Source organism: Marinomonas vaga (assembly GCF_055388305.1).
Genome location: NZ_AP043903.1, coordinates 3297533 through 3311978, shown reverse-complemented (window position 1 = coordinate 3311978; position 14446 = coordinate 3297533). Strand labels below are relative to the sequence as shown.

At 45.7% G+C, this 14446-nt stretch carries 11 protein-coding genes; 8 read left to right on the top strand and 3 right to left on the bottom strand.

Features of this window, described 5'->3' with window-relative positions; translation table 11 throughout:
* The first annotated feature begins 3 nt into the window (after window positions 1–3).
* From ACZ5DR_RS15595 to ACZ5DR_RS15565, 7 genes are all read left to right on the top strand, one after another.
* Window positions 4–1197: an exonuclease SbcCD subunit D C-terminal domain-containing protein gene (locus ACZ5DR_RS15595; protein ID WP_377367776.1), complete on the top strand. Its 1194-nt coding sequence runs from the start codon at window positions 4–6 to the stop codon at window positions 1195–1197.
* Window positions 1194–4871 (top strand): SbcC/MukB-like Walker B domain-containing protein, encoded by a 3678-nt coding sequence (locus ACZ5DR_RS15590; protein ID WP_377367778.1) that lies wholly within the window; start codon window positions 1194–1196, stop codon window positions 4869–4871. The genes ACZ5DR_RS15595 and ACZ5DR_RS15590 overlap by 4 nt, the downstream gene beginning before the upstream one ends.
* Window positions 4872–5137: 266 nt before the next feature.
* The gene (minC, locus tag ACZ5DR_RS15585; RefSeq protein ID WP_377367780.1) at window positions 5138–5863 is read left to right on the top strand and encodes a septum site-determining protein MinC; all 726 of its coding nucleotides are present in this window, start codon (window positions 5138–5140) and stop codon (window positions 5861–5863) included.
* A 42-nt stretch (window positions 5864–5905) separates the two neighbouring features.
* Entirely contained in the window at window positions 5906–6715 is an 810-nt protein-coding gene (gene minD, locus ACZ5DR_RS15580) for a septum site-determining protein MinD (RefSeq protein ID WP_377367782.1), read from the top strand.
* A gap of 1 nt (window position 6716) precedes the next feature.
* Window positions 6717–6974, top strand: coding sequence for a cell division topological specificity factor MinE (gene minE / locus ACZ5DR_RS15575; RefSeq protein WP_377367784.1), 258 nt, complete (start codon window positions 6717–6719; stop codon window positions 6972–6974).
* 128 nt (window positions 6975–7102) lie between these two features.
* A complete protein-coding gene (locus ACZ5DR_RS15570) occupies window positions 7103–8269 on the top strand; it encodes a cytochrome-c peroxidase (RefSeq protein ID WP_377367786.1) in 1167 nt (388 codons plus the stop codon).
* Between the two features lie 119 nt (window positions 8270–8388).
* Window positions 8389–9441, top strand: a complete 1053-nt coding sequence (locus ACZ5DR_RS15565; RefSeq protein ID WP_377367788.1) for an aldo/keto reductase — start codon at window positions 8389–8391, stop codon at window positions 9439–9441.
* Between the two features lie 72 nt (window positions 9442–9513).
* Here ACZ5DR_RS15565 and fusA read toward each other — a convergent pair whose 3' ends face one another.
* From fusA to ACZ5DR_RS15550, 3 genes are all read right to left on the bottom strand, one after another.
* The gene (gene fusA, locus ACZ5DR_RS15560; protein WP_377367790.1) at window positions 9514–11604 is read right to left on the bottom strand and encodes an elongation factor G; all 2091 of its coding nucleotides are present in this window, start codon (window positions 11602–11604) and stop codon (window positions 9514–9516) included.
* 311 nt (window positions 11605–11915) lie between these two features.
* Window positions 11916–12581: a TIGR04211 family SH3 domain-containing protein gene (locus ACZ5DR_RS15555; RefSeq protein WP_377367792.1), complete on the bottom strand. Its 666-nt coding sequence runs from the start codon at window positions 12579–12581 to the stop codon at window positions 11916–11918.
* 168 nt (window positions 12582–12749) lie between these two features.
* Window positions 12750–13334, bottom strand: a complete 585-nt coding sequence (locus ACZ5DR_RS15550) for a superoxide dismutase (protein ID WP_377367794.1) — start codon at window positions 13332–13334, stop codon at window positions 12750–12752.
* A 159-nt stretch (window positions 13335–13493) separates the two neighbouring features.
* Here ACZ5DR_RS15550 and ACZ5DR_RS15545 point away from each other — a divergent pair, with 159 nt between their 5' ends.
* On the top strand, window positions 13494–14444 hold the full coding sequence (locus tag ACZ5DR_RS15545) for a hypothetical protein (protein ID WP_377367796.1): 951 nt from the start codon (window positions 13494–13496) through the stop codon (window positions 14442–14444).
* Window positions 14445–14446 lie beyond the last annotated feature (2 nt).

Below are 14446 nucleotides of genomic sequence, written 5' to 3'. Positions count from 1 at the left end.
TCTATGAAAATTCTCCATACCTCTGATTGGCATCTTGGGCAAAGCTTTATGGGGCGAAGTCGCGCCGAGGAACATCAATTATTGATTAGCTGGTTACTGGATTACGTAACCGCAGCAAACATTGAAGCAGTGATTTTAGCTGGAGATGTGTTTGATACCAGTACACCTCCCAGTTATGCCCGAGAGCTTTATCTAGAATTGGTGTTGGCTTTATATCAACGGGATTGTGCTCTGATCGTGGTGGCAGGAAATCATGATTCTGTGAGTGTGCTCAATGAAAGTAAAAGCCTGCTACAGCAGATGAATACCTATGTGATTACTCAACCCAGTTGGGACCAACTAGAAGCATCATTGGTGACCTTAAAGAACCGAGCCGGGGAGCGTGCTGCAATGGTCTGCGCGGTCCCTTTTTTAAGAGTCAGAGACATGGTGCAGCGTGAGTTAGGACAGTCCATTGATGCGAAACAAGCGCAACTGTCAGATCGTATTCAAGCCTATTACAGGGTGCTATATGAGCAAGCCAAGCAAGTGGCCGAAGATTTACCTATCATTGGTACAGGGCATTTGACGGTATTAGGTGGCCAGAAAACAGAGTCCGTGCGAGATATTTATGTGGGGACCCTTGAGGCGCTCCCGCCAGCGTTATTACCAGAATTCGATTACTTGGCGCTTGGTCACATTCATAAGCCAATGCAGGTGGGGGGTAAAGAGCAGTGGCGTTACTCGGGTTCACCCATTCCTATGAGTTTTGATGAAAGTGGTACACAAAAATCTGTGGCGGTTTTTGATACAGAGAATAAGAACGTAGACCTTATTTCTATCCCAAATTTTAGGGAGCTAAGAAGTCTAAAAGGCAGTCGTGATGAGTTAGTTGAAGCATTAGCGGCTATCACAAACGAGTCCGAATTATGCCTATGGCTTGATTTAACCTTGACCGATGACATCAATATTGGCTTGTTTCAAGAGCAGGTGAGTGAGCTACTGGAGGGTAAAAATATTGAGGTGCTTAAGGTGCAACGCCTTCGTAAGCACATTAGTCTCAATACCAATAACGGCGAAACAGCGACCTTGGAAGATGTGACTCCGCAAGATGTGTTTGCCCAGCTATTGGAAGAAAAACAACTTGATGAAGATCACGCCAAACATCTTGCGCAAATGTTCAATACCTTTATCGATGAGAATGAGGTCGCGGAATGAAGATTTGCTCACTGGGGTTTGAAAACTTAAATTCCCTCAAAGGTAAATGGTTCATTGATTTCGAAGCTGAGCCGTTAGCAAGTTCTGGAATATTCGCCATCACTGGGCCAACAGGGGCAGGTAAGTCCACCTTACTAGATGCCATGTGTCTTGCCCTTTACCATCAAACGCCAAGGGTAAATGTGTCCCAGTCGGCCAATGATGTCATGACGCGTCATACGGCCCATTGTTCAGCCGAAGTGGTGTTTGAAGTAAAAGGTGTCCGCTATCGAGCCTTTTGGGGACAGCGGCGGGCCCGCAACCAAGCCACTGGAAATTTACAGCAGATTCAATGTGAACTGGCCCAATCAGATGGCACAGTTATCACCGACAAAATTGCCCCTAAAATCGCCAAGGTTGCGGAATTAACAGGTTTGGACTTTGACCGCTTTACCCGCTCCATGATGCTGGCACAGGGTGGCTTTGCTGCTTTCTTGAATGCCAAAGATGGAGAGCGTGCTGAGTTACTAGAAGAGCTTACCGGTACGGAGCTGTACGCCATTATATCTAAGCGTATCTTTGAACGGCATCGTGAAGGCAAGCAAGAGATACAACAACAAGAGGCGATTTACGCAAGCCATAAGTTGATGGATGAAGACGCTTTTTCGGCTCTGTCTACACAGCTACAAGAGTATAGTTTGACCCAACAGGCTCTTGAAAAAGAGTTGGAGCGATTGAATCAGGGCGTAAGTTGGTTTAGCCGCCTAAGAGAGTTGCGTAGTAAGCAAAATCAAGCTCAAAAGGAGTTCGGACTTGCAAACGAAACCTTGGCCTCTCATGGATCAGAGTTTGACCGGTTGGCATTTGCTCAGAAAGCAGAGAGTCTGGAAGTTGGGCAACAACAATTGGTTGAGTTGGCCAAGGAGTGTGATAAGCAAAGCACTCAATTAAAAGGTATTAATCATGAGGTTCAGGTCTGTGATGAAGCGTTAAAAGAGGCCAATTCTGAATGTGACCAGAGCCAGCATCACCTAGATCAAGCGAAGCAATCAATGATGACGTTTGAGCGCCAAGCTGAAAATCATTGGACTCCAATGGAACAAAAGATTGGGGCGGTAAGTGGAGAATTAGAGCGTGAGCACAGTCTTCTTGTAAAGCTGTTGGAGCAAAAGCAGGCGGCTGCATCGACGGATCAGTCATTGCAGTCTGACATTGATAAGGTTCAATCTGAGTTGCTGTCTCATAAAGTGGCTTCTGCGGCGTGGAAAGATGGAGGTAGAGCTCAATCTTTACTGGCCAAATGGGAAGCCCAAGAAGCTGAGTTGGTCAATGCTGAACGACAATTAAGTGAATTGATTGCCAAAGAAAACCAGCAGGGAATAATACTGCAGCAACTTGAGCAAGAGAGAGTATCGATTCTTGATCAGCAGAATACATGCCGCTCAGAAATAGCTCAGCAGGATGAAGTTGAAGAAGCCGCGCGCCAACAACTGCAAGTGACACTGGGGGCGTCTGGCAGTATTGAAGAGCGACGTTCCTTGCTTCAGAAAAAACGGGATGCCTTGGCTCGTTTGTCTGGCGCGGAAGGGGATGTTCGCCGTTTAGAGCAACTGAGTCGACTGGTGAGTGAGCGAAAGCAAGAATGGCAGGTATCGGAACAGGAGCATCAAAGGCTGACCCAGCAAGAAGCAGACCTTGATGCTAAACAACAAGCGATACATCAGCATTTGGAAGACTTGCAAGCAAGGCGTCTGTTACAGCAGCGGTTATCGGTGTTAGAGCAAGAACGGAAGAGCTTAATTCCCGGCGACCCTTGCGGTGTTTGTGGTGCGACAGAGCATGACCTCAACAAAGCCGCCCCGATTACGATTGATCTAAATCTTGAAACTCGTTACCAGCAGTTAGAAGAATCCTATCAACAAGCCGTTAAAGCTTACCAAGCATGCCATCAAGCATTAGAGTTGCTGCGGCACAAGTTAGCCCAGCAGCGTCAAACAGTTCTTGATTGGGAGCAGGAACAGCAGGCTCTTAATCACCAGCTTGAAATGACTTTATCCAGCTGGTTTGAAAAGGTGCCTGATATAGAAAGCTATAAAGCTGGGATGGAAGCTTTCTGGGGAGAACTCACACATCAGGAAGCCGAATTAGAGCAAGCCGTTAATATTGAAAAGACCCTACAAAAAGGCGGCTTAGCGAGGGTGCAAAACACCATTAGATTGACTCAGCTGGAAAAAGATGCAGAACGTTTGGATCTTAGTAAGGCCCAAGCACAGCAGCAATTGACGTCGTTACAACGACAGAATGCAGAGCAAACCCAAAGCTTAGCTAACAGACGTCAGGTATTTATTAGTGAAGTGAATGAACTGATTTTGGAGCCAGCTTTAATTCAAGAGGATTACGTCAATCTTCAGCAAATCAATGAAGCACTGGAGAAATGGGCATCGGCATCTCGGAACACAGCAGAGTGTCAAAAATTAATCAGCGAATTAGAGTGGCGCTTAGAAGCGAGCGGTAAACATACACAGGACCTCCTATCACAAGAACAAGCCTGTCAAGAGCGCATGGCGGAACTCAAAAAACAAAAGCAAGCATTGGTCGCTGAGTTGGTCACCGCACTAGATGGCAAAAGTGTGGCTTCCACACGTCAATGGTGGCTGGATCAAATTGTTGATAAAGAACGAGCCTTTAATGAATGGTCGACCAAGCGGGAAAGGCTAACGCTCAATCATACCCGGTTGGCGACTGAGCTTGATAGTTGTCAAATTCGATTACAGGAAGCAGAGCAAGTGCTTTCAAAAGCGCAAGCAGAGTACCAACGTGCGTTAGAAGAAAATGGGTTTGCTTCGGAACAAGTGCGTCAGAGCAGTCGATTGGCACCAGAAGTGCGACAGCGGTTATCTGACTTGAAAGAGCAACTACATAGTAAGATCCAAGAATTAAACATTGAGATTCGTAATAGAGATCAGGAATTGGCTCAAGAAGAGCAGTCGGTTCCAAGTTCGATAGCGGAGTCGGATACCTATGAAAGTCTCACGGATCAGCAGCAAGGGGTTAAAGCTAAGTATCAAGCCCTATTGCTGGAGTTGGGAGAAGTTCGTGAGCGAGTTCGGGCGGAGCAGGAAAACCGACAAGGCAATCTGACCTTAATGAAAGAGATTAAAGCAAAGAAAGAAGCTTTTGCCGTACTGGATGACTTAAATGCTCTTATTGGCTCCGCGGACGGAGCTAAATTTAGGCGTTATGCCCAGTCAGTCACACTGGATCATCTTATTTGGCTGGCAAATAAGCATTTAAGTAGTCTCCATGGTCGCTACGAGTTGCAGCGTAGGGCAGCTGAGGGTCTAGCGTTAGAAGTGATTGACCATTGGCAAGGGGATGCCTCTAGGGATACTAAAACCCTATCAGGAGGAGAGTCTTTCCTTGTCAGTTTGGCGCTTGCTGTCTCTCTATCTGATTTGGTATCCCATAAGACATCCATCGATTCTCTGTTTTTGGATGAGGGGTTTGGGACGTTAGACAGTGAGACCCTTGATACGGCCTTGGATGCCCTAGATCGGCTGAATAGTCATGGTAAAACAATAGGTATCATCAGTCATGTTGAGGCGTTAAAGGAACGCATACCCACTCAAATTAAAGTGTCTAAGCACTCAGGGTTAGGGGTGTCCACATTAGACTATCAATACCGTGCGCCATAATGGGGATCAAAATGGGTCATGAGTTTTCCCCAGAAAAGGTGGCAAAACCTTGTAAATAAGCTGTAAAAGTTATTAAAAAACAGGGGGTTAAGGGATTAGTTTAATTTGCACACAATGGGGTCTATCGGGCACAATCAAGGTGCGATGATAGAAATAGTTTTCATCATCGCACTTCATTTGCGGTGGTATATTGCTAGAATAGGTACTGGTTTACAGCCAGCAAAATGTAATTGCTACGGCTTTGATTTATTTAAGGATTTCTCTAGATGTCAGATACTGACTTTCGTCTCAAAGGAAGCGTTGTTACCACAGTCGTGTTAGAAGTACGCAGGTTAAATGTGGAACAGGTCATTTTGGGGCTAAAGGAAAAGATTGCTCAGGTGCCGCAGTTTTTTAATCAGGCGCCATTGATTGTTGACTTCAGTCACTGTGAGAAGGTGTCTTTTGATGCTTTTGAATCATTAATTGATAACTGTCGGCTGCTAGGTTTAGCGGTTATGGGGTGGAGAGCTCCTGACAATGGTGTTCCCCCTTGGCGCTCTGATGTATTGCTTCCCATGTTGCCAAGTGGTGGAAACCGCAAGATTAACATTAAAAATGAGGACAGTGCTCCCGCTTCAGACCCACATGTGGTGATCAAAACGGTTGTGGAAGAAAGGGAAATTGCTCAGCCTGCCACCTTGGTGACGAAGCCGATTCGCTCTGGGCAGCAGATTTACGCTCCAGGTGATCTGATCATTGTATCCCAGGTCAGCCCAGGGGCAGAGGTGTTAGCGGAAGGCAATATTCACATTTACGGGGCGTTGCGTGGCCGAGCCCTGGCAGGTATTAAAGGTAATACTGACGCGCGTATTTTTTGTCGTAGTATGGAAGCTGAACTGGTCTCTGTTGCAGGAAATTTCATGTTGAGCGACGCACTACAAAATATTATTTGGAAAGAGACAGCGCAAGTGCTATTAGTGGACGATACGTTAGAAGTCGTACCGTTGTAACCATAGCATGAGCTTATGAGATTCAGTTTGGGGGATAAATAGTTGGCTAAGATTATCGTCGTAACCTCTGGTAAAGGCGGGGTAGGTAAGACCACTTCCAGTGCCGCAATTGGTACCGGGTTGGCTCTAAAGGGGCACAAAACAGTCATCATCGATTTTGATGTGGGCTTGCGTAATCTTGATTTGATTATGGGGTGTGAACGTCGCGTGGTATACGACTTCGTAAACGTTATCAACAAGGAAGCGACCTTGTCCCAGACTCTTATTAAGGATAAACGTACGAAAAATTTGTTTATTCTGCCGGCTTCTCAGACCCGAGATAAAGATGCATTGACGCCGGAAGGTGTTCAGGCTGTATTGGATGAGTTGTCCCAAGAGTTTGATTACATTGTGTGTGACTCTCCGGCAGGTATCGAGCGTGGTGCTCAGATGGCTCTCTACTTTGCTGATGTGGCGATTGTTGTGACCAACCCTGAAGTATCTTCAGTGCGAGATTCTGATCGTATTTTAGGTATTCTACAGAGCAAAAGTCGCCGTGCAGAACGTGGTGAGTCACCGATTGAAGAGCATTTGCTGCTCACTCGTTACAACCCTGAGCGAGTTTCAGAGGGTGAGATGCTAAGTGTAGAGGACGTGGAGGAGATTTTGGCAATTCCTCTATTGGGTGTTATCCCTGAGTCTGAAGCTGTGTTAAAGGCATCTAACCAAGGTACGCCAGTGATTCTTGATAGCCAAGCTGAGGCAGGATTGGCTTATGGTGATGCAGTGGATCGATTGCTAGGTGAAGAGCGTCCTCTTCGCTTTATCGACTTGCAAAAGAAAGGATTCTTCAAACGGTTACTAGGGGGCTAGAGTGGGTATTTTTGATTACTTTAAGAGTAAGAGTGAACCAAGCTCTGCATCGGTTGCGAAAGATCGTCTGCAAATCATCGTTGCCCATGAGCGCAGTCGTCGTCACCAGCCTGATTATTTGCCGCAAATGCAGCAAGAGATCATTGATGTGATCCGTAAATACGTACAAGTGGAATCAGATGATGTTCAGATTCAGCTTGAAAATACAGATGACTGCTCTGTGCTGGAGTTGAATGTAACCTTGCCTGAGAAAAACTAGGGGCAAAAGCCTGATTAATATCATGGAATATTGATCAGGCTGAATTCCAGTTTGCTTTGGTTGGAATTGCACTTAACCCCATTTGCCTTCCGATGTATCATAGGGGCTTAAATGTAATGAGTTTTCCTATGAAATACACTGCTATATTTTTTACTTTGCTAACCTCTTTTGTTGTGGGTTGCTCATCACAGTCTGAGCCTCAAAATCCCCCTGAGACCCCCAAAAACGACTTGCCAATTCCTTTGGACAATCCTAAGGCGATGCTTGGGAGTCAGCTGTTTTTTGATGTGAATCTTTCTAAAAACCGTAATCAATCTTGTGCCACTTGCCATGACATTGGCCAAGCATTTACAGATAGGCGTTTGACTGGCGCTGAAGGGGCTGTGTCAATCGGTAGTGATGATGTCTCCATGGGAGATAGAAATACGCCTACAGCGATGTATTCTGCTTTAACGCCGCGTTTTCATCGCATGTCTTCTGGAGAATATCGAGGCGGGCAGTTTTTAGATGGCCGAGCGTCTTCATTGGCTGATCAAGCGGCAGGTCCTTTTGTAAATCCTGTTGAAATGCAAATGCCCTCAGAGGACTCAGTTGTAGATCGTGTGCTTGAGCGTGATGACTATGTTGCCTCATTTGAGCAGATTTATGGTGATGGCTTGTTTGAAGATAAGGCTAAAGCATTTAGTGCTATTACGGATGCCATTGCCCATTTCGAAAGCACTGAATTATTCATGCCGTTTAACTCGAAGTATGATCGTGTCATGCGTGGGGAAGCAACATTTACACCTCAGGAGGAGTTGGGGCGTACCTTGTTTTTCTCTGAGCAGTTTACGAATTGTAATGCTTGCCATCAGTTGAATCCTTCGCCTTTCTTTGAGCGGGAAACTTTTACAAATTACGAGTACCGTAATATCGGAGTGCCCCCAAATCCTAACTTGAAGCATTTAGCTGGTGCGGATCTGGGTTTAAGGGCTCATCCGAATATCAATGACGATATTGAGCGCGGTAAGTTCCGTGTGCCAACCCTGAGAAATGTGGCGGTCACTGGCCCTTATATGCATAACGGTGTGTTTAAGGATTTGCGTACCGTGGTGTTGTTCTACGATAAGTACAATAACCCAACACGTAAATTGAATCCTGAAACTGGCGCCCCTTGGGCGGAACCAGAAGTTTCCGAAAACATTGATTTTGCGACCTTAGAGCAGTCACCCGCTTTGGATGATCGTCGAGTAGATGCTCTGGTCGCTTTCTTGAAAACGTTAACAGATCAGCAATACGAATACCTACAAGAGTAGGTATTTCTCTCCCTTCAGCCAGCCCTTCACATTCTTTCCTCCCCTTGGGCTGGCTTTGTTTCTCGGTATTCTTTACATTTCTAAAGTCGAATATTAACTGTAAATAGGAATGTGAATTCATGAAGTACAGTAAGTTAGGTCGAACTGGTCTAGATGTGTCCCGTGTGTGCCTTGGCACCATGACATGGGGGACTCAAAATGATCAAAAAGACGCTGATGAACAAATGGCGTACGCTTTAGATCAAGGTATTAACTTTATTGATACGGCGGAAATGTACTCAGTACCGCCTACGCCGGAATCCTATGGTAAGACTGAAACCATTATCGGTGATTGGAACCGTCGTAATCCAAATCGTCGCGAAGAGTATGTCTTAGCTTCAAAGATCGCAGGTGGTGGTGTAAAACATATCCGTAATGGTGGCGAAATTGATGGTGAGGCTATTATTTCATCCGTTGATGCGTCTCTGGCTCGCTTGCAGACGGACTATATTGACCTGTACCAGTTGCACTGGCCAAATCGCACGTCGCCTCATTTTGCGAAGCATTGGCCTGGCAAGATTACATTCTCAGATGTGGATCGTGATGCCCATTCTGCGAAGATGTTAGAAATCCTTCAGGCCATTGAGGAGTGTGTCAAAGCGGGTAAGATCCGTCATTTTGGTCTATCAGATGATACGACTTGGGGAATTAATGAATACATTCGCTTGAGTGAACAACATGATTTGCCTCGTGTTGCATCGATTCAGAATGAGTTCAGCTTGTTGCACGCAAAAGATTGGCCTTATTTGATCGAAAACTGTGTGCATGAGGATGTGGCTTATTTGCCATGGTCACCACTAGCGGCTGGCTCTCTAAGTGGTAAATACCTTGATGGCGCACGTCCTGAGGGAAGTCGTTGGACATATTCTCAGCGCCAAGGTTTGTTCCGTGATACTGAGCAAGCAAACGCGGCTGTAAAAGCTTATATGGACGTGGCGGCTAAGCATGGTATGAGTGCAGTAGAATTAGCGCTAGCTTGGTGTGATCAAGTGGATGGTGTGACTTCTACAATTATCGGTGCGACGACTTTGTCGCAGCTTCAGGAAGATGTAGATGCTTTTGAGCTATCATTGTCGGATGAAGTGTTGAAGGATGTGGCAGAGGTATTTAGGCAATATCCTGTACCATTCTAAATAATGGTCACCATAAGACATAAAAAAACCCGGCCTAAGCCGGGTTTTTGTTATGCACTTCTAGAAAGAAGATTATTTTTCTTCTTTCTTAGCTTTAGCTGCTTCGATTACTGTTTCAGCAACGTTTGCAGGACATGGAGCGTAGTGAGCGAATTCCATAGAGAATTGACCACGGCCAGAAGTGATTGTACGTAGGTGACCAATGTATCCGAACATTTCAGATAGTGGTACTTCACCTTTGATACGAACGCCAGTTAGGCCAGCTTCTTGGTCTTTGATCATGCCGCGACGACGGTTCAAGTCACCGATTACATCACCAACATTGTCTTCTGGAGTGAACACGTCAACTTTCATGATAGGCTCAAGAAGTTGTGCGCCAGCTTTTGGAATAGACTGACGGAAAGCGCCTTTTGCAGCGATTTCGAAGGCTACTGCAGAGGAGTCAACTGCGTGGTAGCTACCGTCAAACAATTCAACTTCAACGTCAAGAACAGGGAAGCCTGCTAGGACACCTTCGTCCATCATAGACTTGAAGCCTTTCTCAACTGCAGGCCAGAATTCTTTCGGTACGTTACCGCCCACAACAGAAGATGTGAACGTGAAGCCAGAGTTTGGCTCACCTGGTTTGATGCGGTAATCGATCTTACCGAACTGACCAGAACCACCAGATTGTTTCTTGTGCGTGTAGCTATCTTCGATTTCTTTCGTGATAGTTTCACGGTAAGCAACCTGAGGCTGACCTACGATTAGGTCTACGCCGTATGTACGCTTAAGAATGTCAACTTTGATGTCAAGGTGAAGCTCACCCATACCTTTAAGGATGGTTTCGCCAGAATCTTCATCAGTTTCAACTTGGAAAGAAGGGTCTTCTGCAACCATTTTACCGATTGCGATACCCATTTTTTCCATACCAGACTTATCTTTAGGCTGTACAGCGATAGAGATTACTGGCTCTGGGAAGATCATTGCTTCAAGAGTACATTCGTTCTTAGGATCACAAAGAGTGTGACCTGTTTGAACGTTCTTCATACCAATGATGGCAATGATGTCACCAGCTTGCGCTTCAGTGATTTCGTTACGATCGTCTGCCTGCATTTCAACCATACGGCCGATACGCTCAGTTTTACCTGTAGCAGAGTTAAGAATCGTGTCACCTTTCTTAAGGCGGCCAGAGTAGATACGAATGAACGTCAACGCGCCAAAGCGGTCGTCCATGATCTTGAATGCAAGTGCGCGTAGTGGCTCGTCTGCAGAGACTGTTGCAACTTTACCAGTCGGCTCACCAGTTTCAGGATCAGTAAGATCTTGTGGGTCAACTTCTGTTGGGTTTGGTAGGTAGTCAACAACAGCGTCTAGTACTAGTTGAACACCTTTGTTCTTAAATGCAGAACCACAGTAAGTTGGGAAGAATGCAAGATCACGTGTACCTTTACGGATACAACGTTTAATTTCGTCGATAGATGGCACTTCACCTTCTTCAAGGTAAGCCATCATTAGATCTTCGTCTTGCTCAAGAGCCGTTTCGATTAGGGCTTCATGGTATTCTTCAACTTTGTCTACCATGTCTGCTGGAACGTCTTTGATTTCGTAGTTTTCTGGAAGACCAGTGTCGTCCCAAACGTACGCTTTCTTAGAAAGAACGTCTACAACACCTACGAAGTCATCTTCTTCACCAATTGGAAGAGTCATAACAAGTGGGTTAGCAGCTAGAACGTTTTTAACTTGATCTACAACGCGGTAGAAGTTCGCACCAAGGCGGTCAAGTTTGTTAACGAAGATAACACGAGCAACTTCTGACTCGTTAGCGTAGCGCCAGTTGGTTTCTGATTGTGGCTCAACACCACCAGAACCACAGAATACACCGATACCGCCGTCAAGTACTTTCAAGGAACGGTATACTTCTACTGTGAAGTCAACGTGTCCAGGAGTATCGATAACGTTCAAGCGGTGCTTTTTCCACTCACATGTTACGGCAGCAGATTGGATAGTGATACCACGCTCCGCTTCCTGCTCCATGAAGTCAGTAGTAGATTCGCCGTCATGAACCTCACCAGTTTTGTGGATCTTACCAGTAAGTTTCAAGATACGTTCAGTTGTGGTCGTTTTACCCGCGTCAACGTGGGCAAAGATACCGATGTTTCTGTATAGAGATAAGTCAGCCATTACATTGCTCTAATTAGTGTAGGATGAATTTTTCGCGTATTAGTATACGAGACTTTTCAGCGAAGTAGTCAGGTATTGGCGGCTATTCTATTATAAGAAGGCACAGCAATAAAAGAGGCGCATGGGCTACGGCTAGGCTATTTACGTAATTATTTTAGTTGGTTTGCCATTATCCGTTAGGAATACTGCCGTAAAGTGAGAGAGGGCACTGGTTTGGGGGTCACTTGGTGAATCAGTGTATTTGCTGTTCAAAGTGAAAAAGTCGATAGGATTAGCAAAAAAGCGAGCCGGAGCTCGCTTTATAGCATCTATTACCAAGAGCTGGATGGTGTTTTCTTACGACGTGTCATAGGAAATAAGAAGCCAAATAAGCCGCCTATTAATAAGGTGCCGGCACCAATCATAAACCAGCGCTGCTCCGTAGAGGAGGTTAGACGATCATTTTGAGCGACTAGGGCATCAACTTGCTGTTGCAGAGATTCAATTTTGTAATCAGAGGACTCGTTTGCAGAGACAATTTCTTCTGCACGCTGTGCGAGTTCCGATACGTCTTCTAATTGTTGTTCCAAGCTTTCACGTTGTTCTGTTAACTGGCTAACAGAATTGGCAAGTTCAGTGTTTGAATTGCGCACTTCTTGTAGGTCTTCTGCAGCGGCTGCGCGTTGTTCTTGCGCTGCAGTAAGTTGGTTCTGTAAATATACCAATTGGTCGCGGCTTACACGGTCTTCACTAACAAAGTAATCTGGCAGCCAGCCCTCATTGCCTTCAGGTGAACGGACTTTTACATAGCCTTCGCTGCGATCTAGAACTGTTAGAGGTGTGCCGCTGCGAATACCTCGTTCAGTGGCCCTTGTGGAATTATCCATGCCTTCACGAATCGCCACAAATTGAATATCAGAAACATAGACAGTTTCTGCTTGCGCGGAAAGTACAATACTAAAAGAAGCGGTTAATCCAAAAAGAAGGTGTTTCAGCACGTTAAGACCCTTTAACAATCAATTACTTGTAGCGCCACAATACCGCCACAGACCAATAAGAGCAACATGCAGTTGGTCTGTGCTAGGGCGCGATTGTGTCAGTAAAGAGTAAAACAAAAAAAGCGCGATTAAAATCGCGCTTTTGTGACTGGCTCTTAATAGCCTTTATTATGCTGAGAAGTTGGCTGCCGCAAATTCCCAGTTAGCAAGTGCCCAGAAGCCTTTAAGGTAATCAGGACGTACGTTGCGGTAATCGATGTAGTAAGCGTGTTCCCACAAGTCAACAGTGATTAGAGGTGTCTGGCCTGCTGTTAATGGTGTGCCTGCGTTACTAGTGTTAACGATTTCTAGGTCGCCAGATTCAGTTTTAACCAACCAAGTCCAGCTAGAGCCGAAGTTGTTAACCGCTTTGTCGTTGAACTCTTCCTGGAATTTAGCGAAAGAACCCCATTTAGCGTTGATCGCGTCAGCTAGCGCGCCAGTTGGCTCGCCACCACCGTTAGGGGTTAAGCTGTTCCAAAAGAAAGTGTGGTTCCAGATTTGCGCAGCGTTGTTGAAAACTGGGCCAGCTGGAGCAGCAGCGATGATTTCTTCTAGAGTCTTACCTTCGTACTCTGAACCAGGTACTAGACCGTTCAATTTAGTCACGTAAGTGTTGTGGTGCTTTCCGTAGTGAAACTCTAGAGTTTCAGTAGACATATGCGGCTCAAGTGCATCTTTAGCGTAAGGTAGAGCTGGTAATTCAAAAGCCATTTCTTTTCTCCTTGCTTTATGTGTAACGAAAAGTGCTTGTGATCAAGCAGTTAATGGTGATTATATACTAGCATCGAACGTTTGAAGATTATATTCATTCTGTTTGTGTGGTTATTTATTTCATAGTTATTCAAAAATGTACTCGACGACCTGGTTACCATGCGAAAAGATGACGACGTAGAAATCCCAAGTCTTACACTAGATCAAGATGAGATCAGTGATCGACCTTCCTCCGTAAATCCGACGGCTCAAGCTAAAAAACGCCGACTTAATCCGCCCCCTGCGAAACCAACCCCTGGTACACAGGCCACCAGTGTGCGAGCAAAAAAACAAAGCTTGTTTGGTGTGTATTTCCTATTGCTGCTGATACTTGCGGCAGCCGGCGCTGGGGGTTATTGGCTTTGGTTGGATAATCAAAAGCTGCGTAATGAATTAACTGGCGCTAAGAGTCAGATCCAGGATCTCGATCATCAGCTGTTAGCCGCCGATGTTTCCTCCGATAAGTTAGGAGCCACTGTCGAAGAGGTGCTTAAGAACCATGACAGCGAAATTCGTAAGTTATGGGGTGTGGCGTATGACCGAAATCGCGGCAACATCAGTGCCAATACCGAGGCTTTAGAAAAGCTTGATGGGCGCTTGGGCGATTTGCGTGAAACAGTGTCTACCCAATCTAAGCGTGTGGCAGTTCAAGCAGATGCTTTTAATGAAGTGGAGAATGGTTATAACCGTTTAATCGACTCGGTTGCCGCAGTTGAGGTGAAGCAGACGGCTCAGGATGAAAGCGTCAGTGAGTTGGTGGCCAAAGGGGAGCAAAATGCCAGTGCTTTATCTGCCCAGCAGGGGAGTATCGAAGCCATGCGTTTACAGCTAGATGAAATCTCTTCCCGCTTAGATTCTCTTGCTAATTCTTTGGAAGAGCAGCGCCGCCTAGTGGCATCTGCTAGCGATTCGCCATCCTTTACACCAGAAATGGAGGCGCAATTGAATAGTTATGATGAGGCGATTAAATCTATCGATGAATTTCGCCCCCAAGTGTTGCGTGAAATTAATAGTTTGAAAGCGCAAGTGCGTCAGATTTCATTGCAACAAACTTTGAGCTTGGATGAGTAACA